This window comes from Sphingomonas sp. URHD0057 (assembly GCF_000620665.1).
GTDB lineage: Bacteria > Pseudomonadota > Alphaproteobacteria > Sphingomonadales > Sphingomonadaceae > Sphingomicrobium.
On sequence record NZ_JIAU01000005.1, the window covers coordinates 619,506 to 638,770 of the forward strand.

General features: G+C 65.6%; 17 protein-coding genes. 10 read left to right on the plus strand and 7 right to left on the minus strand.

From position 1 onward, the window contains the following. The first annotated feature begins 34 nt into the window (after positions 1 to 34). Complete coding sequence (locus N539_RS0103440) at positions 35 to 2,716, plus strand: bifunctional [glutamine synthetase] adenylyltransferase/[glutamine synthetase]-adenylyl-L-tyrosine phosphorylase (protein WP_028969129.1); 2,682 nt, start codon at positions 35 to 37, stop codon at positions 2,714 to 2,716. Next, positions 2,713 to 3,180 (plus strand): peroxiredoxin, encoded by a 468-nt coding sequence (locus N539_RS0103445; protein ID WP_028969130.1) that lies wholly within the window; start codon positions 2,713 to 2,715, stop codon positions 3,178 to 3,180. Before N539_RS0103440 ends, N539_RS0103445 begins: the two co-directional genes overlap by 4 nt. On the opposite strand, the gene N539_RS15250 is transcribed toward N539_RS0103445, so the two are convergent. Beyond that, entirely contained in the window at positions 3,128 to 4,624 is a 1,497-nt protein-coding gene (locus N539_RS15250) for a M20/M25/M40 family metallo-hydrolase (protein WP_051531262.1), read from the minus strand. The genes N539_RS0103445 and N539_RS15250 overlap by 53 nt on opposite strands. An 11-nt stretch (positions 4,625 to 4,635) precedes the next feature. Next, a complete protein-coding gene (locus N539_RS15255; RefSeq protein ID WP_037551786.1) occupies positions 4,636 to 6,069 on the minus strand; it encodes a M20/M25/M40 family metallo-hydrolase in 1,434 nt (477 codons plus the stop codon). Positions 6,070 to 6,192: 123 nt separating this feature from the next. Between N539_RS15255 and N539_RS0103460 the strand changes: the two genes are divergently transcribed. Beyond that, positions 6,193 to 6,744, plus strand: a complete 552-nt coding sequence (locus tag N539_RS0103460) for a phosphatase PAP2 family protein (RefSeq protein ID WP_037551788.1) — start codon at positions 6,193 to 6,195, stop codon at positions 6,742 to 6,744. Here the strand turns inward: N539_RS0103460 and zapE are convergent. Genes zapE through N539_RS0103475 form a run of 3 tightly spaced genes read right to left on the minus strand, consistent with a single transcriptional unit; the run spans position 6,741 to position 9,118 of the window. Continuing rightward, a complete protein-coding gene (gene zapE, locus N539_RS0103465; RefSeq protein ID WP_028969132.1) occupies positions 6,741 to 7,850 on the minus strand; it encodes a cell division protein ZapE in 1,110 nt (369 codons plus the stop codon). The genes N539_RS0103460 and zapE overlap by 4 nt on opposite strands. Next, positions 7,847 to 8,332, minus strand: coding sequence for a PaaI family thioesterase (locus tag N539_RS0103470; protein ID WP_156029734.1), 486 nt, complete (start codon positions 8,330 to 8,332; stop codon positions 7,847 to 7,849). Before N539_RS0103470 ends, zapE begins: the two co-directional genes overlap by 4 nt. A gap of 9 nt (positions 8,333 to 8,341) precedes the next feature. Then, positions 8,342 to 9,118 carry a succinate dehydrogenase iron-sulfur subunit gene (locus tag N539_RS0103475; RefSeq protein ID WP_028969134.1) on the minus strand — a complete coding sequence of 259 codons (777 nt, stop codon included), beginning with the start codon at positions 9,116 to 9,118 and terminating at the stop codon, positions 8,342 to 8,344. A gap of 139 nt (positions 9,119 to 9,257) precedes the next feature. Between N539_RS0103475 and N539_RS0103480 the strand changes: the two genes are divergently transcribed. Further along, positions 9,258 to 9,641: a VOC family protein gene (locus tag N539_RS0103480; RefSeq protein WP_028969135.1), complete on the plus strand. Its 384-nt coding sequence runs from the start codon at positions 9,258 to 9,260 to the stop codon at positions 9,639 to 9,641. A gap of 57 nt (positions 9,642 to 9,698) precedes the next feature. Here N539_RS0103480 and N539_RS0103485 read toward each other — a convergent pair whose 3' ends face one another. Both N539_RS0103485 and N539_RS0103490 read right to left on the minus strand, forming a co-directional pair. Continuing rightward, the gene (locus tag N539_RS0103485) at positions 9,699 to 10,028 is read right to left on the minus strand and encodes a hypothetical protein (RefSeq protein ID WP_028969136.1); all 330 of its coding nucleotides are present in this window, start codon (positions 10,026 to 10,028) and stop codon (positions 9,699 to 9,701) included. A 136-nt stretch (positions 10,029 to 10,164) separates the two neighbouring features. Further along, positions 10,165 to 10,515, minus strand: a complete 351-nt coding sequence (locus N539_RS0103490) for a hypothetical protein (protein WP_028969137.1) — start codon at positions 10,513 to 10,515, stop codon at positions 10,165 to 10,167. A 197-nt stretch (positions 10,516 to 10,712) separates the two neighbouring features. Here N539_RS0103490 and mdh point away from each other — a divergent pair, with 197 nt between their 5' ends. The 6 genes from mdh to lpdA all read left to right on the plus strand — a co-directional run bounded on the left by mdh (position 10,713) and on the right by lpdA (position 19,246). Further along, positions 10,713 to 11,675, plus strand: coding sequence for a malate dehydrogenase (mdh, locus tag N539_RS0103495; RefSeq protein ID WP_028969138.1), 963 nt, complete (start codon positions 10,713 to 10,715; stop codon positions 11,673 to 11,675). Next, positions 11,672 to 12,559, plus strand: coding sequence for a succinate--CoA ligase subunit alpha (sucD, locus tag N539_RS0103500; protein WP_028969139.1), 888 nt, complete (start codon positions 11,672 to 11,674; stop codon positions 12,557 to 12,559). Before mdh ends, sucD begins: the two co-directional genes overlap by 4 nt. After that, the gene (locus N539_RS15260) at positions 12,556 to 15,363 is read left to right on the plus strand and encodes a 2-oxoglutarate dehydrogenase E1 component (RefSeq protein ID WP_037551791.1); all 2,808 of its coding nucleotides are present in this window, start codon (positions 12,556 to 12,558) and stop codon (positions 15,361 to 15,363) included. The genes sucD and N539_RS15260 overlap by 4 nt, the downstream gene beginning before the upstream one ends. Before the next feature lie 9 nt (positions 15,364 to 15,372). Further along, positions 15,373 to 16,671: a 2-oxoglutarate dehydrogenase complex dihydrolipoyllysine-residue succinyltransferase gene (gene odhB, locus N539_RS0103510; protein ID WP_028969140.1), complete on the plus strand. Its 1,299-nt coding sequence runs from the start codon at positions 15,373 to 15,375 to the stop codon at positions 16,669 to 16,671. 34 nt (positions 16,672 to 16,705) lie between these two features. Further along, on the plus strand, positions 16,706 to 17,785 hold the full coding sequence (locus tag N539_RS0103515; RefSeq protein WP_028969141.1) for a flavodoxin family protein: 1,080 nt from the start codon (positions 16,706 to 16,708) through the stop codon (positions 17,783 to 17,785). Between the two features lie 69 nt (positions 17,786 to 17,854). Further along, positions 17,855 to 19,246 (plus strand): dihydrolipoyl dehydrogenase, encoded by a 1,392-nt coding sequence (lpdA, locus tag N539_RS0103520; protein ID WP_028969142.1) that lies wholly within the window; start codon positions 17,855 to 17,857, stop codon positions 19,244 to 19,246. The last annotated feature ends 19 nt before the right edge of the window (positions 19,247 to 19,265 follow it).

Sequence of the window (19,265 nt, forward strand, 5' to 3'; positions counted from 1 at the left end):
CTGAATCTGGAATTGCGGCAATGGCAGTGGCGTAATGACCAGCGCGCGAGAGGAAGCGGCCGCAAGGGCCGAGGGTCATTCGCCCTTCCTGCGGGAATCGTTGCGCGCCAATTCGTCGCTCGGCTCCACTTTCCTGAAGATGGGTTCGAGGAAGGCCGTCGAATTGGCGCTGTCCGCCTCCGGCGACGAAATCGGCGCCACGCTCAGGATACAGCGCAACGGGCTGGCATTGGCCGTGGCGCTAGGCGACTTGGCCGGAGAGCTCCCGCTCGAAAGCGTCACTGAGTCGCTGTCGGAATTTGCCGACGGCGCCATCGACCGCGCGCTTCGTGCCGCCATTGCTGAGCGGGTGCCCGGAGCAGACGCGAGCGGCTTCGTGGTCATCGCCATGGGCAAGCTCGGCAGCCGCGAGCTCAATTATTCGTCCGACGTCGACCTGATCCTGCTGTTCGACCCGGCGCGCCTGGCGAAGCGCGAACGCGACGACGCCGGCGAAGCGGCGGTGCGCGTCGGCCGGCGCATGATCGAGTTGCTGCAGAAACGGACCGCGGACGGCTATGTGGTTCGAGTCGACCTCAGGCTCAGGCCCTCGCCGGAGGTGACTCCGATCGTGCTCCCGGTCGAGGCCGCGCTTTCACATTACGAATCGAGCGCGCTTCCGTGGGAGCGGGCGGCGTTCATCCGCGCCCGTGCGTGCGCCGGCGACATCGCGCTCGGCGAGAGCTTCCTCAAGGCAATCGAGCCGTTCGTCTGGCGGCGCTCGCTGGATTTCGGCGTGATCGACGAGGTGCGTGCGATCTCCGCGCGAATCCGCGATCATTTCGCGCAAGGCGCGCGGATCGGCCCCGGCTACGACTTGAAGCGGGGACGCGGCGGCATCCGCGAAATCGAGTTCTTCGTGCAGATCCAGCAGATGATTCATGGCGGCCGCGATTCCTCGGTACGACGGGGGGCGACCCTCGACGCCATCGCCGCGCTGGTTGCTGCGGGACGGCTGGATGAGGCGACCGCCGGCGAGTTAAGCAGCGACTATCGCCTCCTGCGGACGATCGAGCACCGGCTGCAAATGGTCGAGGACGCGCAGACCCACATGTTGCCGCTCGACCAATCGGCCCTGGACAATGTCGCTCAGCTTCATGGTCTCGAGGATGGGGAAGAGCTCGTGCAACTGCTCGCTCCAGCGGTCGAACGGGCCGGAGCGATCTTCGATGGCCTGGCGCCCGACGGACAGGGGCAGCTGTCGGGCGACCCCGACATTCTGGGCCACGAGCTGGCGGCGATGGGCTATGCCGAACCCGCCGGCGCCGCGCGGCACGTCGCCGACTGGCGATCGGGTAGAGCGCGCTCGCTCCGCTCGCCGGCCGCCCAGCAGGCGTTCGAATCAATGCTTCCGGGGCTGATGCGGGCGATCGCCGTCGGCGCCGACCCCGACCACGCGCTCAACCGCCTGGGCGACATCGTCGAGCGATTGTCGACCGGCGTGAATTTCTTCCGCCTGCTCCAGGCGCGGCCCGCGCTCGGCCGCCTGCTGGCCAAGATCCTCGCTCACGCGCCGACCCTTGCCGACCAGCTCGCGCGCCGGCCCGAATTGTTCGAGGGACTGTTCGACGCCTCGAGCTTCGAGATGCCGCCGCCCGCCGAGGAGTTCGCCGTGCTGCTCGGCGCCGCCATGCGCGGTCATCCGTATGACGTCGCGCTCGACCGCGCCCGGCACCTCGTCAATGAGCGGCGCTTCGCCTTGGGCGTCCAGCTGATCGATGGCCACCGCGACCCACTCGAAGTCGCGCTTGGCTATGCGCGCGTGGCCGAAGGAACCCTGCAGGCGCTGACGGCGCTGGCGGCGGCGGAGTTCGAAAGTGCTCACGGCGGCTTCGAGAACGGCGGCGAGCTTGTCATCCTCGGCCTCGGACGGCTCGGCGGGTGCGCGCTGACTCACGCCTCCGACCTCGACATCATCTATTTGCACAGCGCACTTCCGGACACGCGCTCGAACGGGGCCAGGCCGCTCGGCCCGAACGATTATTTCAATCGGCTGGCAAGCCGGGTGACGGCGGCGCTGAGCGTGCCAACAGCGGCCGGTCCGCTCTATGAGGTCGATACGCGGCTGAGGCCGGAAGGCGCCACCGGGATGTTGATCGTCTCCTTGGAAGCGTTCGAGCAATATCAGCGCAGCAACGCTTGGACCTGGGAGCATATGGCGCTGTGCCGGGCCCGTCCGGTGTTCGGCTCTCCCGCAATCCGCGGCCGCGCATCGGCGATTATCGATGCGATCCTCAACATGGACCACGACACGGCCAAGGTGGTGACCGATGCGGCCAAGATGCGCGGCGAGATGGAGCGCCACAAGCCGCCGCAAAGCGCGCTCGACGTCAAGCTTGGTCCAGGCGGGCTGGTCGATCTCGAGTTTGCGGTCCATGTCCTCCAACTCACTCGCAAAACCGCCTTCGACCCAAGGCTGGAGCAGGCGATCGCAACGCTCGTCGATGAAGGTTTCGTAGATAAAAGCGTTGCTTCTGCACAAAAGTTGCTGACCCGAATGCTGGTCATGATGCGCCTCGTCGCGCCGGGCGACGTCAAGCCGACGGCGGCGACCTGGCAATTGGTCGCGGAGGCTTGCGGCGCCGCCAGCTGGGACGAGCTTCTTGCCCAGCACGACGCGGCGCGGCAGAGCATTCGCCAGGTTTGGGACTCAATCAGGAAAGAGGCCGCACGATGATCAATGAAGGCGACAACGCACCGGCCATCACCGCGACCGCCAGCGACGGCAGCAGCGTCAATCTCGCGTCGCCCGGCCAGCCGCTGGTCCTCTATTTCTATCCCAAGGACGATACTTCGGGCTGCACCCGCGAGGCGCAGGACTTCACCGCGCTCGCGAAGGATTTCGAGAAAGCCGGCGTGAAGGTCGTCGGCATCTCGCGCGACCCGATGAAAGCCCACGAGAAGTTCATCGGCAAATATTCGCTCGCCGTGCCGCTGATTTCCGACGAGGACGGCCGCATCTCCGACGCCTTCGGCACCTGGGTCGAGAAATCCATGTATGGCCGCAAATATATGGGGATGGAGCGCGCGACCTACCTAATCGGCGCCGACGGCCGCGTCCTGAAGGCATGGCGCAAGGTTAAGGTGCCTAACCACGCTCAGGAGGTGCTGACGGCTGCGCGGGAGCTTGCGTCGGCGTAGCGCCTTCGGGGCCAGCCAGCGCCTTGTAGATCATCTCCCAGTGCAGCACGTCGTCGTACATCGCGCGAACGGGAAGGCGCTCGTCGAGGCCGTGCGCCCGCTCGTCATCGGGCGAGATGCCCCAGCTGCCGTCGACGTCGTAAACCGGGATGCCCTGCGCGCGGAAGAAGCTGCCGTCGCTGGCGCCCGTCGACATCACCGGGAACACGTGCATGTCGGGTCCGTGGAAGCGCAGCGCCGCCGCCTTGACGGCGTTGACGACATCATCACGCGGTGGCGAAGCCGGCGTCGGCTGGCCGATATACTGCGGATCGGGCACGATCTCGACGTTTGGACCCGCCATCGCTTGCAGCTCCGCCTGAATGTCCTTCGGCTGGACACCCGGGAAGATGCGGCAATTGACCGTGGCCTGCGCCATCTGCGGGAGCGCGTTGTCGGCATGGCCGCCCTTGAGCATGGTCGCAACGCAGCGCGTGCGGGTCAGGCCGACCTCGAGCGGGTTGGCCTCGATGGCGTCCGCCGCGGCGGCGTCATTGGGGTTCGCGAGCCAGGCGCGGATCTGCTGGCCGAGCGCGCTGTCGCCTTCCTGGCGGGACCGCTCCTCGAAATAGCCGCGGGTGATCGGGTTCTGCATCGGCTGGAAGCGATGCGTGCGCAGCTTCTCGAGCGCATCTGCAAGGTCGTAGATCGCATTGTCCGGCCGCGGCCGCGAGCTGTGCCCGCCGCGGTTGTGGGTGGTGAAGAAATAGGTCTGGAAGGTCTTCTCGGCCATCGAGATGCCGAAGCCGAGCGGGCGGAAATTGCGGTCGTAGGAGGCGCCGCCGCCGTCGGCGTTGAGGCCGAACTCGGCATCGGTGAGGTTGCGCCATTTGGTCGAGCCGAGCGTCGCGCCGACGCCGCGCGTTTCCTCGTCGCCGCTGTAGAAGAAGATGATGTCGCGGTCGGGTTTGAAGCCTTCGCTCATCAGCTTGACGGCGGCCATGGTGGTGGCGACGTCGCCGTTCTTCATGTCGCTGGTGCCTCGCCCGAGGAAATAGCCGTCCTGCTCGCGGAACACGAACGGATCGAAGGTCCAGTCCTCGCGCTTCGCTTCGACCACGTCCATGTGGCCGAGGATCAGCATCGGCTTCTTCGTCGGGTGGGGGGAGCGCCAGCGGACGATCAAAGCCGTCGTGTTGTCGCCGGGAAGCGCTTCGTACGGCATCATGTGGATGTCGGCGGCGGGAATGCCAGCCGCACTGAATTGCTTGGCCAGCAGCTCGGCCACGCGGTGCGTCTCACCGCGGTGATGCACGCTGGGAATCTCAATCGCTTGCTTGAAGACCTCGCGCGTCTTCGCCTGCCACGCGGGCGGCAATTGGCTGGGGATCGTCCGCGGATCGGTCGCGCCGGCGGCGGCGCTCGACAGCGCGGCGGTCAGGAGGAGGGCAAACGCACGCTTCATTTCACTAACTCCTATTTACCTGCGAGATCGCGCAGCATCAGCTGCCAGTGCACGACATCGTCATACAGCGCCTGAACGGGAATGCGCTCGTCCTTGCCGTGAGCGCGCTCGTCGATCGGGCTAATAATCCACGTCCCACTGACCCCGTAGACTGGAATACCGGCGACCCTGAACGGCCGGGCATCGCTGGCTCCGGTCGACATCTCGGGATAGGTCGCAACGCCCGGGTGCAAGGCGTCCACGGCGCGTTTCCAGGCCGCCGTAACGTCGGGCCGCAGCGGCGATGACAGCGAGGCGACGTAGTCATCGTTGCGGGTCACCGCCACCGTCGGGTCGGCCACGATCCTGACCAGCTCGGCTTGAATCGCATTGGGGTCGACGCCGGGGAAGATGCGGCAGTTGATGAGCGCCGTTGCGAGCTGCGGCAGCGCGTTGTCGGCGTGGCCGGCAAACAGGCGGGTGGGAACGCAGCGCGTCCGCGTCAGGCCCACTTCGCTTTCGCTCTCCTCGATGTAGTCCGCGGCTTCGCGGTCATTGGGATTGGCGAGCCAGCGGCGCATGGCGTCGCCGAGCGGGCCGGTCTCGGTCTTCTGCCGGCCTTCGAAATAGGCCCGCGTCGTCTCGCTCAGCATCGGCTCGAAGCGATTGGCCTCGATCTTGTCGAGCGCGTGAGCGAGGCTGTAGATCGCATTGTCCCGGCGCGGCTTCGATGAATGCCCACCGCGGTTGCGGACGGTGAGCGTATATCCGGCGTAGGTCTTTTCGGCGGTCTGCATGGTGAAGCCCGCGGCCGTTCCGTCAGGCTTGTATGAACCACCCCCGCCGTCCGCGTTGAGTCCGAATTCCGGATGGCCGAGCAAGTCGAGCCACTCGCTCGCGCCCTTCTTCGCGCCGATGCCGTTGGTTTCTTCGTCGCCGGTGAAGAAAACAACAATGTCGCGCGTCGGCTTGAAGCCGGAGGCCTTGAGGTTGATCAGAGCCTGGACGATGGCGGTGTCGCCGTCTTTCATGTCGATGGTCCCGCGGCCGTAATAATAGCCGTCCTTTTCGACCATCTTGAACGGGTCGGTCGCCGCCCAGTCCTCGGGCTTGGCCTCGACCACGTCCATATGGCCCATCAGCATGATCGGCTTGGCTTTTGGCGTTCCCGCCGCGCGCCAGCGGACGATCAGCGCGGCGGTGTCGTCGGCGCCGGTGGTCGCGCTTTCGGTATGATAGAGGACGAAGTGAATGTCGCTGGCGGGAAAGCCCGCAGCCTTGAGCCGATCGGCGAAATATTGCGCCAGCTCGGGGACGCGATGGCGGCCGATCACTGTCGGGGTGTTGATCGCGTGCTCGAACATCGCGTGCGTCGCATCGTGCTGCGCCGGCGTGAGTGCGGGAGGCGCCGCTGCGCTCATTGTCGCGAAGGCGACAAGCGAAGCGGTGGCGAGCAAGTGACGCATGGATGGACCCCTCTCGATGAGTTGCGCGACGCTACCCATCATTGCGGAAGCGTCAAGGCCGACGATGGTCCTCAGTAGGTTTAATGAGGTTTGTGAAGCGATTCGCGTTATGCCTGAAGCGCTATGCGCATCCTTGCCGGGTCTGTCAGGTTGGCGCTCCTTGCCGGCCCCTCGCTCTTGATTGCGGCGCCTGCGCACGCCAGTGCGACGGGCTGGGATACCGCCAGCACCGTCGGGCGAGACGCGCTGGTCGCCGTCGCGCTCGGCGCGCCATTGGTGCAGGGCGATGGGACCGGGCTCAAGCAAGTCGCATTTAGTCTCGGCTCGACCCAGCTTGTCACAATCGGACTGAAGGACGTCATCCATGAAGAACGGCCCGACCGCAGCGACGACAAGAGCTTCCCGTCGGGTCACACGTCGGTCAGCTTTGCCTCGGCCGCAACCCTCGAAAAGAGATATGGCTGGAAGATCGGCCTGCCCGCGCATGTCGTTGCGGCGTTCGTTGGCGTTGCGCGCGTTCAAGCTCGCAAACATTACGTCCACGACGTGCTCGCCGGCGCTGCTATCGGCGAGGCCGCAGGCTGGCTGTTGACAAGCAAGCGCAACGGCAATGTCCAGTGGCTTCCCTGGGGCGATGCTCACGGCGGCGGACTGGCAGCCACGTTCCGTTTTTAGGGCGGTGCCAGACCGTGACCTTCGGCAAGATATTCGGCGCTGCGCATTTCTTCGAGCCGGCTCGCCGTCCGCTGGAACTCGAACGATCCGTCCCCCGCGGGAAATAGGGCTGAAGGTTCGGCATCGGCGGCCGCAAGCAGCTTCACCTTATGCTCGTAGAGCGCGTCGATCAGGGTCACGAACCGCGAAGCCTCATTGCGCATATCGCGGGTCATGACCGGGATGCCGACGATGATTACGGTGTGATAGCGCCGCGCGATGGCGAGGTAGTCGGCGGCGCCGCGCGGTTCGCCGCACAGTCGCCTGAACGAGAATACGGCGACGCCCTTCAGGCTCTTGGGAACGTGGAGCGTGCGCCCACCGCCGACCGCGAGCTCCTCACTGGGAACCTTGGCGCGGTCCTCGACCGGATAGTCCGTGAGTTGGAAGAAGGCGCGGCTGAGCGCGGCGGTGGCTTCCGGGCCGTTGGGCACATGCCAGACCTCGACACCTTCGAGGCGGTCCAGCCGGTAATCGGTCGGACCGTCGACCGCGACGACCACCATCCGCGTCTCAAGCAACTCGATGAACGGCAGGAACAGCTCGCGATTGAGCCCGTCCTTGTAGAGATCGGCTGGACGGCGATTGGAGGTCGTCACGACCTTCACGCCCTGCTCCAGGAGCTTCTCGAACAGCCGTGACAGGATCATCGCGTCGGCCGGGTTGGTCACTTGCATTTCGTCGAAGCACAGCAGCTTCGCCTCGCGCGCGATTTCCTCGGCGACCGGTTCGATCGGATCGCCTTCCTCGCTCTCCCGCGCCTTGCGCAGCCGGAGATGCGTCTCGAGCATGAACTCGTGGAAGTGCACACGGCGCTTGGACTGGATGTCGATGTTAGCGAAGGCGAGATCCATCAGCATCGACTTGCCGCGCCCCACGCCGCCCCACAGATAGACGCCGGCGGGGTCCTCGCGATCCTTGCTGAAAAGCCGCGCGAACAGGCCGTGGTCTTGCAGGCTGGCGGCGAGCCGGTCGAGCGCGCCGACGGCGCGGGCCTGTGCCGGGTCCGGCTTGAGCTCGCCGGCACTGAGGAGCACGGCATAGGCCGCGCCGACGGGTCCGCTCATGCGGGGGCGTTACGCTCGCGGATGCGTTTCAAGGTCCCGCTGAAACTATAGCAAGGCTCGCCGTTCTGCCGAACCACGCCGTGGAGGAAAGCATGGCCGCGCGTCTGCTTGACCAGCTCGACGTGGCAGTCGAGCGGCGAGCCGGGGCGGCCGCGGGCTAGGAAATGCGTGGTGAGATCGAGCGTGACGTAATGGCCGCGCTCCATCCCGGCGCACAGCCCGCCGGCGAACATCGCCATGTCGATGAAGCTCATCACCGAGCCGCCATGCAGCGAGCCGCCCATGTTCATGTGCAGCTCGGTCGGGAAGATGCGGCAGATCGCTTTGCCGGGCCCGTCGGGCTTGAACAGCAGGCGGCCCGTCGCCGCCGCGAACGACCCGCGCGGGAAATCGCCCCAGCTGAACCAGCCTGGATTGTCCTGGTCCGCCGTCGCGCCGGTGGGGACGCCGACGTCTTCCATCAGCTCGGTATCGTCGGTCACGGCCACGGCTCAGGCGGCCCGTTCGGCGATCAGCTTCTTGGTCTCGGCGATCGCTTTGGCCGGGTTGAGCCCCTTGGGGCAGACGTTCGCGCAGTTCATGATCGTGTGGCAGCGGTAGAGGCGGAACGGGTCCTCGAGGGTGTCGAGGCGCTCGCCGGTCGCTTCGTCGCGGCTGTCGGCCAGGAAGCGATAGGCCTGAAGGAGGATTGCGGGGCCGAGGAACTTGTCGGCGTTCCACCAATAGCTCGGGCAGCTGGTCGTGCAGCAGAAGCACAGGATGCACTCGTACAGCCCGTCGAGTTTGGCGCGGTCGTCCGGCGACTGCAGTCGCTCGCGCGAAGGCGCCGGGCTGGCGGTCTTCAGCCACGGCTGGATCAGCGCATATTGGGCGTAGGCGTGGGTCAGGTCGGGCACCAGGTCCTTGACCACGTCCATGTGCGGCAGCGGCGTGATCTGCACCTCGCCCTTCAGCTCCTCGATCGCGGTCGTGCAGGCGAGGCCGTTGCGCCCTTCCATATTCATCGAGCACGACCCGCAAATGCCTTCGCGGCACGAGCGCCGGAAGGTCAGCGTCGGGTCGATCTCATTCTTGATCTTGATCAGGGCGTCGAGGACCATCGGCCCGCACTTGTCGAGGTCGATGGTATAGCGATCCCAGCGCGGGTTCCCGCCCGTGTCGGGGTCGTAGCGGTAGATTTTGAAGCTCTTGAGGCGCTTGCCGTCCTCGGCCGGATGATCGCGTCCCTTCTTGATGGTGCTGTTCCGGGGGAGGAAAAACTCGGCCAAGCGCTCACACTCCTTGCTTGGCTGAGCCGCTAGCACCGTCGCGCCGTTTGCAAAAGCTGCGAGACGCATGCTTTCGGGGTGTATCGAGGAACGGCCGTGGCTGCCCGGGGTTCGTTTTAAGCAACCAAGGAGGAGCATCATGCTTGGAAAAGCCGACGCAACGCCGATGATCGCAGTCACCGACCTCGATCGGGCCCGGAAATTCTACGAGGACAAGCTCGGCCTCAAGACCGAGGACGAGTGGGGCGGCGAAGGGTTCACGCTCAAAAGCGGCGATACCCTGGTCAATGTCTACCGCTCAGAGTTTGCCGGAACCAACAAGGCGACCGCGCTGACATTCGATGTCGACGACATCGATAAGGAGGTCAGCGAGCTCAAGGAGAATGGCATCTTCTTCGAGAAGTACGACCTGCCCGGGCTCGAGCCGCGCGGCGATTTTTATGTTGGCGAGGGCGGCTTCAAGACCGCCTGGTTCAAGGATCCCGACGGCAATATCCTCAGCCTGATCGAGGGCGAAGACTGACCACGAAAAGGGCCGCCGGATTCGCTCCGGCGGCCCTCTTGTCGCAGTCCGGTCCGCTTAATGGGGCCAGGTGTCGATCACCCGGGTAACGGCGTAAGTCGTCGGATCGACCACATAGACGTAGCCGTTGGTGTAGACGTAGCGACCGTTCGAATCGAGGTGATAGTAACCGCTCACCTGCGGCGGAAGGTCGGCGTAGGTCGTGTACGAATAGTTAGGTCCGAACACGTAACCGACCTTGTAGGCCTGGGATGCGCCTTTCACGCGGTGGGCGGAAATGCACACGCCGTCCTTCCAGTGGGTACAGACGTAGGTCTTGGCGTCGACCGCGGCGGCGGTCGTCAACGCAACAGCGGCGCCCGACAGGGCGAGCAGAATCCGTTTCATCAAAGCCTCCTTGCAGGGGTTCCCGAATCAACGAGTGCGGCGTCACCCGGTTGCGGCATTGGCCGTGACCGAAGCACGGCTCGCTGCTTCCGAAACGACGGGGCCGCCGCCGACGCGGGCGGCCCCGTTCGCCCGATCAGCGAGTCACCGCATCGATCACCCGAGTGATGGCATAGGTCGTCGGGTCGACCTGGTAGATGTAATTGTCGCGATAGACGTAGCGATAATTGGGGCTGAGATCGTAGCGCTGCACATAGACCCGGGGCAGGGCGCGGTACGACGTGTAAGCATAGCGCGGCCCGAACCGATAACCCCGGTTCCACTGCGCGTGGCGCCCGCGGGCGTAACCGTAGCTGACGCAATGATGGTTGCGCCACTTGCCGCACGTCTTGGCGTGATGCCGCGCGTGAGGGGCTGCGCTCGCGCTCGAGGCGACGCCCGTAAGTGCAACCGCAGCGGCACCCAGCGCCAGGAATGTCTTAGTCATCCGTGAATCTCCTTTGTGCAGGCGGCTCAACGAAGCGCCGGGACCACGGTTGCCGTGTTCATCCGGGGGTAATGATATTTTCATCCGACGGATGGCTCGGCCCGCCGGTTGCCCGACTCCCTCTGCCAGTCTAGAGCGCCGCCAGCTTCAGCGCCGGTGCTCGGCGCGCCCAAACAGCAGAGGAAAAGCATCGCCCAATGGCTCGCAAGAAGATTGCGCTGATCGGCGCCGGAATGATCGGTGGAACCCTCGCTCACCTCGCCGCGATGCGCGAGCTCGGCGATATCGTCCTGTTCGACATCGCCGAGGGCATTCCCGAGGGCAAGGCGCTCGATATCGCCCAGGCCGGGCCGATCGACGACTTCGACGCCAGATTGAAGGGCACCTCGGATTACGCCGACATCGAAGGCGCCGACGTGTGCATCGTCACCGCCGGCATTGCCCGTAAGCCCGGCATGAGCCGCGACGATTTGCTCGGCATCAACCTCAAGGTGATGAAGGCGGTTGGTGAAGGGATCAAGGCGCACGCTCCGAAGACCTTCGTCATCTGCATCACCAATCCGCTCGACGCGATGGTGTGGGCGCTGCGCGAATTCTCGGGCCTCCCGCATCACATGGTGGTCGGCATGGCCGGGGTGCTCGACAGCGCACGCTTCCGCCACTCCCTCGCCGAGGAGTTCCAGGTCAGTGTCGAGGACGTCACCGCCTTCGTGCTCGGCGGCCACGGCGACACGATGGTGCCGATCGTCGAATATTCGACGGTGGCCGGCATCCCGATCCCCGACCTCGTCAAGATGGGCTGGTCGACGCAGGAGCGGATCGACGCCATCGTCAAGCGTACGAGAGGCGGCGGCGGCGAGATCGTCGCCCTGCTCAAGACCGGGTCCGCCTTCTACGCGCCCGCCACCGCCGCGATCGCGATGGCCGAGAGCTTTCTGAAGGACAAGAAACGCGTCCTGCCCTGCGCCGCGCATCTGACCGGCCAATATGGAGTCGATGACCTCTACGTCGGCGTGCCCTGCGTCCTCGGCGCGGGCGGGGTCGAGCGGATCGTCGAGATCGCGCTCGACGATTCGGCGCGCGCCAACTTCGAGGTCAGCGTCGACGCGGTGAAGGAGCTGCTCGAGGCCTGCAAGCAGATCGACGGAAGCCTCGCGTGAGCATCCTCGTCGACAAGAACACCAAGGTCATCACCCAGGGAATGACCGGGGAGACGGGCACCTTCCACACGCGCCAGGCGCTCGATTACGGGACGCAGATGGTCGGCGGCGTGACGCCGGGGAAGGGCGGCACGACCCACCTGGGGCTGCCGGTGTTCGACACGGTGCACGAAGCGATTGAGGCGACCGGAGCCACGGCATCCGTGATCTACGTCCCGCCGCCGTTCGCCGCGGACTCGATCCTCGAGGCGGTCGATGCTGGGGTGCCGCTGATCGTCACCATCACCGAGGGCATCCCTGTGCTCGACATGGTCAAGGTCAAGCGCGCGCTGTGCGGCTCCAGATCGCGGCTGATCGGGCCGAACTGCCCGGGCGTGCTGACCCCCGACGAATGCAAGATCGGGATCATGCCCGGCAACATTTTCAAGAAGGGCAATGTGGGGATCGTCAGCCGCTCCGGCACGCTCACCTACGAGGCAGTGTTTCAGACCACCAATGAAGACCTCGGCCAGTCGACCGCGGTCGGCATTGGCGGCGACCCGGTCAAGGGAACCGAGTTCATCGACGTGCTCGAGATGTTCCTTGCCGACGACGAGACCAGGTCGATCATCATGATCGGCGAAATCGGCGGCAGCGCCGAGGAAGATGCCGCGCAGTTCCTCGCCGACGAAGCGAGGCGGGGCCGTCGCAAGCCGGTCGTCGGCTTCATCGCCGGCCGCACCGCCCCTCCGGGCCGCCGGATGGGTCATGCCGGCGCGATCGTCTCCGGCGGCAAGGGCGACGCCCAGAGCAAGATCGCGGCGATGGAGGCGGCTGGAATTACGGTCAGCCCCAGCCCATCTGAATTGGGCAGGACGCTGAAGGAGCTATTGGTCGCGGCATGAACGACGTCGCAGGAATGATCGAACGCGAGGCGGGACCGAGCTGGGCGCGGGCGAACTGGCCGTTGAGTGAGCTTGACGAGCTGAACCTCGGCCTCGATCCGACCCAGGCGACGATCGAGAAGGTCAAGACCGCGGCCGCCGACAAAGCGACCGCGGCGGGCGCCGGCCCGGACGAGATCCGCCGCGCCGCGGAGGATAGCATCCGCGCGATGATGCTGATCCGCACCTATCGCGTGCGCGGCCACCTCGCGGCCCGCCTCGACCCGCTCGGCCTGTCGCGGATGGATGTGCCACCGGACCTGACGCCGGCTTATCATGGGTTCGGCAATTCCGACCTCGACAGGCCGATCTGGATCGGCGGAGCTCTCGGCTTCGAGACGGCGACGGTGCGCGAGATCGTCAAGGTGTTGCAGGAGACCTACTGCGGGCATATCGGCTTTGAATATATGCACATCAACGAGGTCGAGGAGCGCCGCTTCATCCAGGAGCGGATCGAGAAACCGGAAGACACGGTGCAGTTCACGCCCGAAGGCAAGCAATCGATCCTGACCAAGGTCATTCACGCCGAGCAGTGGGAGAAATTCCTCGCCAGGAAATATGTCGGGACCAAGCGCTTCGGGCTCGACGGCGGCGAAGGCGCGGTCCCGGCGCTGGAGGCCGTCATCAAATATGGCGGCCAGTTCGGCGTCACCGAAATCGACGTCGGCATGGCCCACCGCGGACGGCTCAACATCCTGACCAACGTCATGGGCAAATCGGCGCAGGCGATCTTCCACGAATTCGCCGGCGGTGCGACCAACCCGGCCGACGTCGGCGGTTCGGGCGATGTCAAATACCACCTCGGCACCTCGTCGGATCGGGAGTTCGACGGCAACAAGGTTCATCTGTCGCTCCTGCCCAATCCCTCGCACCTCGAGGCGGTCGATCCGGTCGTGCTCGGCAAGGCCCGCGCGTCGCAGACGATCAAGGGCGATACGGAGGGCGACACCGTTCTCCCGATGCTGCTCCACGGCGACGCCGCCTTCGCCGGCCAGGGCGTGGTATGGGAATGCCTGAGCTTCTCCGGCCTGCCCGGCTACGCGACCGGCGGGACCATCCACTTCATCATCAACAACCAGGTCGGCTTCACCACCAGCCCGCAGTTCGCGCGCTCCTCGCCTTACCCGTCGGACGTCGCCAAGGGCATCCAGGCGCCGATCCTGCACGTCAACGGCGACGATCCCGAAGCGGTGACCTGGACCTGCAAGCTCGCGATCGAGTTCCGCCAGCGCTTCAACCGCGACATCGTCATCGACATGTGGTGCTATCGCCGCTTCGGCCACAACGAGGGCGACGAGCCGAGCTTCACCCAGCCGCTGATGTACGCGGCGATCAAGACCCACCCGCCGATCAGCCAGATCTATGGCGCGAATCTGATCGAGCAGGGCGTCGTCGACCAGGCATGGATCGACCAACAAACTAAGGATTATATCGCCCACCTCGAGGAGCAGTTCGACTCCGCCGTTTCCTATCTCCCCAACAAGGCCGACTGGTTCGAGGGGCGCTGGGCTGGGCTGGGACGCCCGGACGAGCCGGTGCTCGGGCGGCGCAATACCCCGACCGCGATCAGCGAAAGCGAGCTCGAGCGGCTCGGCGAGGTGCTAACCACCGTCCCGCAAGGCCTCAATATTCACAAGACGCTGCAGCGTATCCTCGACGCGAAGAAGGAGATGTTCGCCAGCGGCCAGGGCTTTGACTGGGCCACCGCCGAAGCGCTCGCGTTCGGCAGCCTCGTCGCCGAAGGACAAGGCGTTCGCCTGTCAGGCCAGGACAGCGGGCGCGGCACGTTCAGCCAGCGGCATGCCGTCTGGGTCGACCAGGAGACCGGCCAGAAATACATTCCGCTGACGACCATCGAGGGCGGCCGCTTCGAAGTGCGCGACAGTCCGCTCTCCGAATTCGGCGTGCTCGGCTTCGAATATGGCTATTCGCTGGCCGACCCGAAAACCCTGGTTCTATGGGAAGCCCAGTTCGGCGATTTCGCCAACGGCGCGCAGAGCATCATCGACCAGTTCGTCGCCGCCGGCGAGGCCAAGTGGCTGCGCGCCAGCGGCCTCGTCATGCTGCTCCCGCACGGCTTCGAGGGGCAGGGGCCAGAGCACAGCTCGGCGCGGCTCGAGCGCTATCTGCAGCTCTGCGCCGACGACAATCTACAGGTCGCCAATTGCACCACGCCGGCCAATTATTTCCATATCCTGAGGCGGCAGATCCGGCGCGATTTCCGCAAGCCGCTGATCCTGATGACGCCCAAGTCGCTGCTGAGGAACAAGTTCGCCGTGTCCGCGCAGGCCGACTTCACCGGCGACAGCCATTTCCGCCGCATCCTCAGCGATCTCAACCCGCCCGCCGAGGGCGAGACTCGGCGGCTGATCCTCTGCTCGGGCAAGCTCGCTTATGAGCTGATGGAGGCCCGCGACGAGGCCGGCGACCTCGGCGTGGAGATCCTCCGCGTCGAGCAGCTCTACCCTTTCCCGTCGGAGCCGTTGCTCAAGCGGCTCAGGGCCATGCCCATGTTGCAAGATGTGATCTGGGCGCAGGAAGAGCCGAAGAACAATGGCGCATGGAGCTTCGTCGAGCCACTGCTCGAGACCTGCCTCGCCGACTCAGGGCGTCCTGAGATGCGGCCGCAATATGCCGGCCGGGACTCCAGCGCTTCGCCGGCGACGGGCCTCGCCAAGCGCCACGCGGCGGAGCAGGCGGCCTTGATCGCGGGGGCGCTAGGTCATAGCAGCCAGCCCGCAAACCCCGCCCTCGCGGCGGAATAGAGGGACACCATGGCCACCGACGTTGAAGTCCCCGCGCTGGGCGAGTCGATCACCGAAGGCACGCTGGCGCAGTGGCTGAAGAAGCCGGGCGATGCGGTTCTTGCCGACGAGCCGATCGCGTCGCTCGAGACCGACAAGGTCACGGTCGAAGTGCCGTCGCCGGTCGCTGGCGTGCTGACCGAGCAGCTGGTGCAGGAAGGCGACACGGTTGCCGTCGGCGCGATCATTGCACGGATTGGCGAAGGGGGCGCAGTCAGTGCGAGCGCTCCGGCGCAAGCGGCTGCCGAGGCGACCACCAACCCGGCCGGGCCAAGCGAAACGCCCGCTTTGCGCGACGAGCCGGCTCCGCAAGACCATGATGACGACGGCGTGATGACGCTGTCCCCGGCGGTGCGGCGCGCCGTGCTCGAATTGCATGTCGACCCGAGCAAGATCCAGGGCACCGGCAAGGACGGGCGCCTGACCAAGGACGACGTCGTTGCGGCCGCCGAGGCGCAAAAGAGTGCCCCGGCGCAGGCCGGGGTCCAGGCGCCGGAGGCGAAAGCTCCTGCTCCGGAAACAAAGGCTCCGCCTCCTGGGCCCCGGCCTTCGCCGGGGAACACCGGGGAACGGAACGAAGAACGCGTCCGCATGTCGCGGCTGCGGCAGACCATCGCGCGGCGCCTCAAGGAAGCGCAGAACACGGCGGCAATGCTGACGACGTTCAACGACGTCGACATGACCGCGGTGATCGAGGCGCGGAGCCGTTACAAGGATCTGTTCGAGAAGAAGTACGGCATCCGGCTCGGCTTCATGGGCTTCTTCGTGAAGGCCTGCGCGCTCGCCGCCAAGGACGTGCCTTCGGTCAACGCCAGCCTCGAGGGCGAGGAGATCGTCTATCACGATTATCTCGACGTTTCCGTCGCGGTGTCGGCGCCCAAGGGGCTGGTCGTCCCGGTGGTCCGCAACGCCGACCGCATGAGCTTCGCCGAGATCGAGAAAACGATCGCCGACTTCGGCAAGCGGGCCAAGGACGGCACGCTGACCGTCGACGAGATGACCGGCGGCACCTTCACCATCTCCAACGGCGGCGTGTTCGGCTCGCTGCTGTCGACCCCGATCATCAACCCGCCGCAGTCGGCGGTGCTCGGCATGCACCGGATCGAGGAGCGGCCGGTGGTCAAGGACGGCCAGATCGTGGCCCGGCCGATGATGTACCTCGCCCTGAGCTACGACCACCGCCTGGTCGACGGCCGCGAGGCGGTGACTTTCCTGGTCCGCGTCAAGGAGGCGATCGAGGACCCAACGCGGCTCCTGATCGACCTCTAAACGAAACCAACCGCCGCTCGCGCGTTGAGCGGTCATGACCAAGGCTCCCGAGCCCCGCAAAGGGATGCCCTCCCCGCAACTGGACGAGACGGAGTTCCGCAGGCGCTTTCTGTCGTCCTTCCAGGACCCGGCGTTCGGACCGCTGAAAGATGAGCTCGGCAAGGTCGCCGGCGCCGCGTGGGACGGCTACTCCAACGCTCGCAAGAGCCCGCGAACGCGGAAGGCCGGCCCGGGCTATGCAGACCCCGATTACGATCTCGCGCTCGACTGGGCCGGCGCGAAGGAGGCCATCGACCGGGCGAAGGCCGAACATGACGACCCGGCCCAGCCACCGTGCATTTTGATTGTGAATTGCTCGAGCCGCAGCGAACATACCTGCCCTGGAGAAATGTCGAAGAGCTGGCGTCTGCTCGAGCTGGCGCAGGAAATTTGCGGCGTCGACGGCACGTTGGTGCGGACGCTGGACCTGGCCCGGCTGGCAAGCGAGTACGGGCGGCATATTCACCCGTGCAAAGCCTGCTTCTCGACCGCTGCGGCACTCTGTCACTGGCCGTGCAGCTGCTATCCCAATTACTCGCTCGGCCAGACCCAGGACTGGATGAACGAGATTTATCCGCTGTGGGTGCGCGCCCACGGCATTATGCTGATCACTCCGGTCAACTGGTACTCACCGACCTCACCTTTGAAGTTGATGATGGATCGGCTGGTTTGCGCGGACGGGGGAAATCCCGATCCCAGCAGCACCCACGGCAAGGACGCGAAGAAGGCCAAGCAGCTGGAGCTCGATGGCTGGCCCTATCCTCGCCACTTGGAGGGGCGTGTCTTTTCGGTGGTCGTACACGGCGATGTTGAAGGCGTCGAAAACGTCCGCAGGGCGCTCGCTGATTGGCTGCGCTTCATGCACCTCAATCCGGCCGGCCCGTCGGCGGAGCTCGACCGGTACATCGGCTATTGGCAGCCCTACGCGACCAGTCACGACGAGCTCGATAAGGACCACGCCATCCAGGAGGAAGTGCGCAACGCTGCCCGGACGCTGCTTCGTGCGGTCCAGGAGCAGCGCTCGGGCAAGCTGATCGACGCCGGCGAGGGGCTGGAGCAGGTTCGGCAGAAGTAGGCGGGGTGGATTCAGACGGACCGCCCGCTTATGTCGCGCGCCAACGCAGTCCTCCCCCGAAAGAGAAATATGGCCGACTATGATTTCGACGTCTTGGTGATCGGCGCGGGCCCCGGCGGCTACGTCGCCGCGATCCGCGCCGCGCAGCTGGGTTTGAAGACTGCCTGCGCGGAGAGCCGTGAAACGCTGGGCGGCACCTGTCTCAACGTCGGCTGCATCCCGTCCAAGGCTCTGCTCCATGCGTCGGAATATTTCGAGGCGGCGGCCGGCGGGGCGATGGCCAAGATGGGCATCAAGGTCACGCCGGAGCTCGACCTTCCCGCTATGCACGCCCAGCGCCTGGACGCCGTTAAGGGCCTCACCGGTGGCATCGAGTTCCTGTTCAAGAAGAACAAGATCGAATGGCTGAAGGGGCATGCGAGCTTCGAGAGCGCCGACACGGTCAAGGTCGGCGAGCGCACCGTGCGCGCCAAGAACATCGTCATCGCCACCGGCTCATCGGTGACTCCGCTGCCGGGCATCGAGATCGACGAGAAAATCATCGTCTCCTCGACCGGTGCGCTGGAGCTCGGCAAGGTTCCGGGGCACCTCGTCGTGATCGGCGGCGGCGTGATCGGGCTCGAGCTCGGCAGCGTGTGGCGTCGGGTCGGCGCGAAGGTGACCTGCGTCGAGTTCCTCGACCAGATCCTCCCCGGGTTCGACGACGACGTGCGCAAGGAAGCCAACAAGATATTCAAGAAGCAGGGGATCGAATTCCGCCTCGCCACCAAGGTGACGGGCGTGAAAGTCGAGGGCGGTAAGGCGACACTGACCGTCGAGCCCGCCAAAGGCGGCGCGGCTGAGACGATCGAAGCAGACACCGTGCTGGTCTCGATCGGCCGGCGCCCGAACACCGAGGGTCTCGCGCTCGACAAGGCCGTACTTCAGGTCAACCAGCGCGGCCAGGTCGAGACCGACCACGACTTCCGCACGTCGGTTCCGGGCGTGTGGGCGATCGGCGATGTGATCCCGGGACCGATGTTGGCCCACAAGGCCGAGGACGAGGGCATCGCCGTCGCGGAGAACATCGCCGGCCTGACCGGGATCGTGAACCATGACGTGATCCCGAGCGTGGTCTACACCATGCCCGAGATCGCCGGCGTCGGCCTGACCGAAGCCCAGGCGCGCGAGCATGGCGAGGTCAAGGTCGGCAAGTTCCCGATGCTCGCCAACAGCCGCGCCAAGACCAACCACGAGCCCGACGGCTTCGTGAAGGTGATCGCCGACGCCAAGACCGACCGCGTCCTCGGCGTATGGATGATTGCCTCGGTCGCGGGAACGATGATCGCCCAGGCCGCGCAGGCGATGGAGTTCGGCGCGACATCCGAGGACATCGCCTACACCTGCCACGCCCATCCGACGCACAACGAAGCGCTCAAGGAAGCGGCGATGGCGGTGACCGGGAAGCCGATCCACATCTGAGGCGGAGAATTCCACCGCT

Coding starts and splice junctions, on each gene's coding strand:
- N539_RS0103490 (WP_028969137.1), bottom strand. CDS start 10,515: ATGACTAAGACATTCCTGGCGCTGGGTGCCGCTGCGGTTGCACTTACG.
- N539_RS15255 (WP_037551786.1), bottom strand. CDS start 6,069: ATGCGTCACTTGCTCGCCACCGCTTCGCTTGTCGCCTTCGCGACAATG.
- N539_RS15260 (WP_037551791.1), top strand. CDS start 12,556: ATGAACGACGTCGCAGGAATGATCGAACGCGAGGCGGGACCGAGCTGG.
- zapE (WP_028969132.1), bottom strand. CDS start 7,850: ATGAGCGGACCCGTCGGCGCGGCCTATGCCGTGCTCCTCAGTGCCGGC.
- N539_RS0103440 (WP_028969129.1), top strand. CDS start 35: ATGACCAGCGCGCGAGAGGAAGCGGCCGCAAGGGCCGAGGGTCATTCG.
- odhB (WP_028969140.1), top strand. CDS start 15,373: ATGGCCACCGACGTTGAAGTCCCCGCGCTGGGCGAGTCGATCACCGAA.
- N539_RS0103480 (WP_028969135.1), top strand. CDS start 9,258: ATGCTTGGAAAAGCCGACGCAACGCCGATGATCGCAGTCACCGACCTC.
- N539_RS0103460 (WP_037551788.1), top strand. CDS start 6,193: ATGCGCATCCTTGCCGGGTCTGTCAGGTTGGCGCTCCTTGCCGGCCCC.
- mdh (WP_028969138.1), top strand. CDS start 10,713: ATGGCTCGCAAGAAGATTGCGCTGATCGGCGCCGGAATGATCGGTGGA.
- N539_RS0103485 (WP_028969136.1), bottom strand. CDS start 10,028: ATGAAACGGATTCTGCTCGCCCTGTCGGGCGCCGCTGTTGCGTTGACG.
- N539_RS0103515 (WP_028969141.1), top strand. CDS start 16,706: ATGACCAAGGCTCCCGAGCCCCGCAAAGGGATGCCCTCCCCGCAACTG.
- N539_RS0103445 (WP_028969130.1), top strand. CDS start 2,713: ATGATCAATGAAGGCGACAACGCACCGGCCATCACCGCGACCGCCAGC.
- lpdA (WP_028969142.1), top strand. CDS start 17,855: ATGGCCGACTATGATTTCGACGTCTTGGTGATCGGCGCGGGCCCCGGC.
- N539_RS15250 (WP_051531262.1), bottom strand. CDS start 4,624: ATGAAGCGTGCGTTTGCCCTCCTCCTGACCGCCGCGCTGTCGAGCGCC.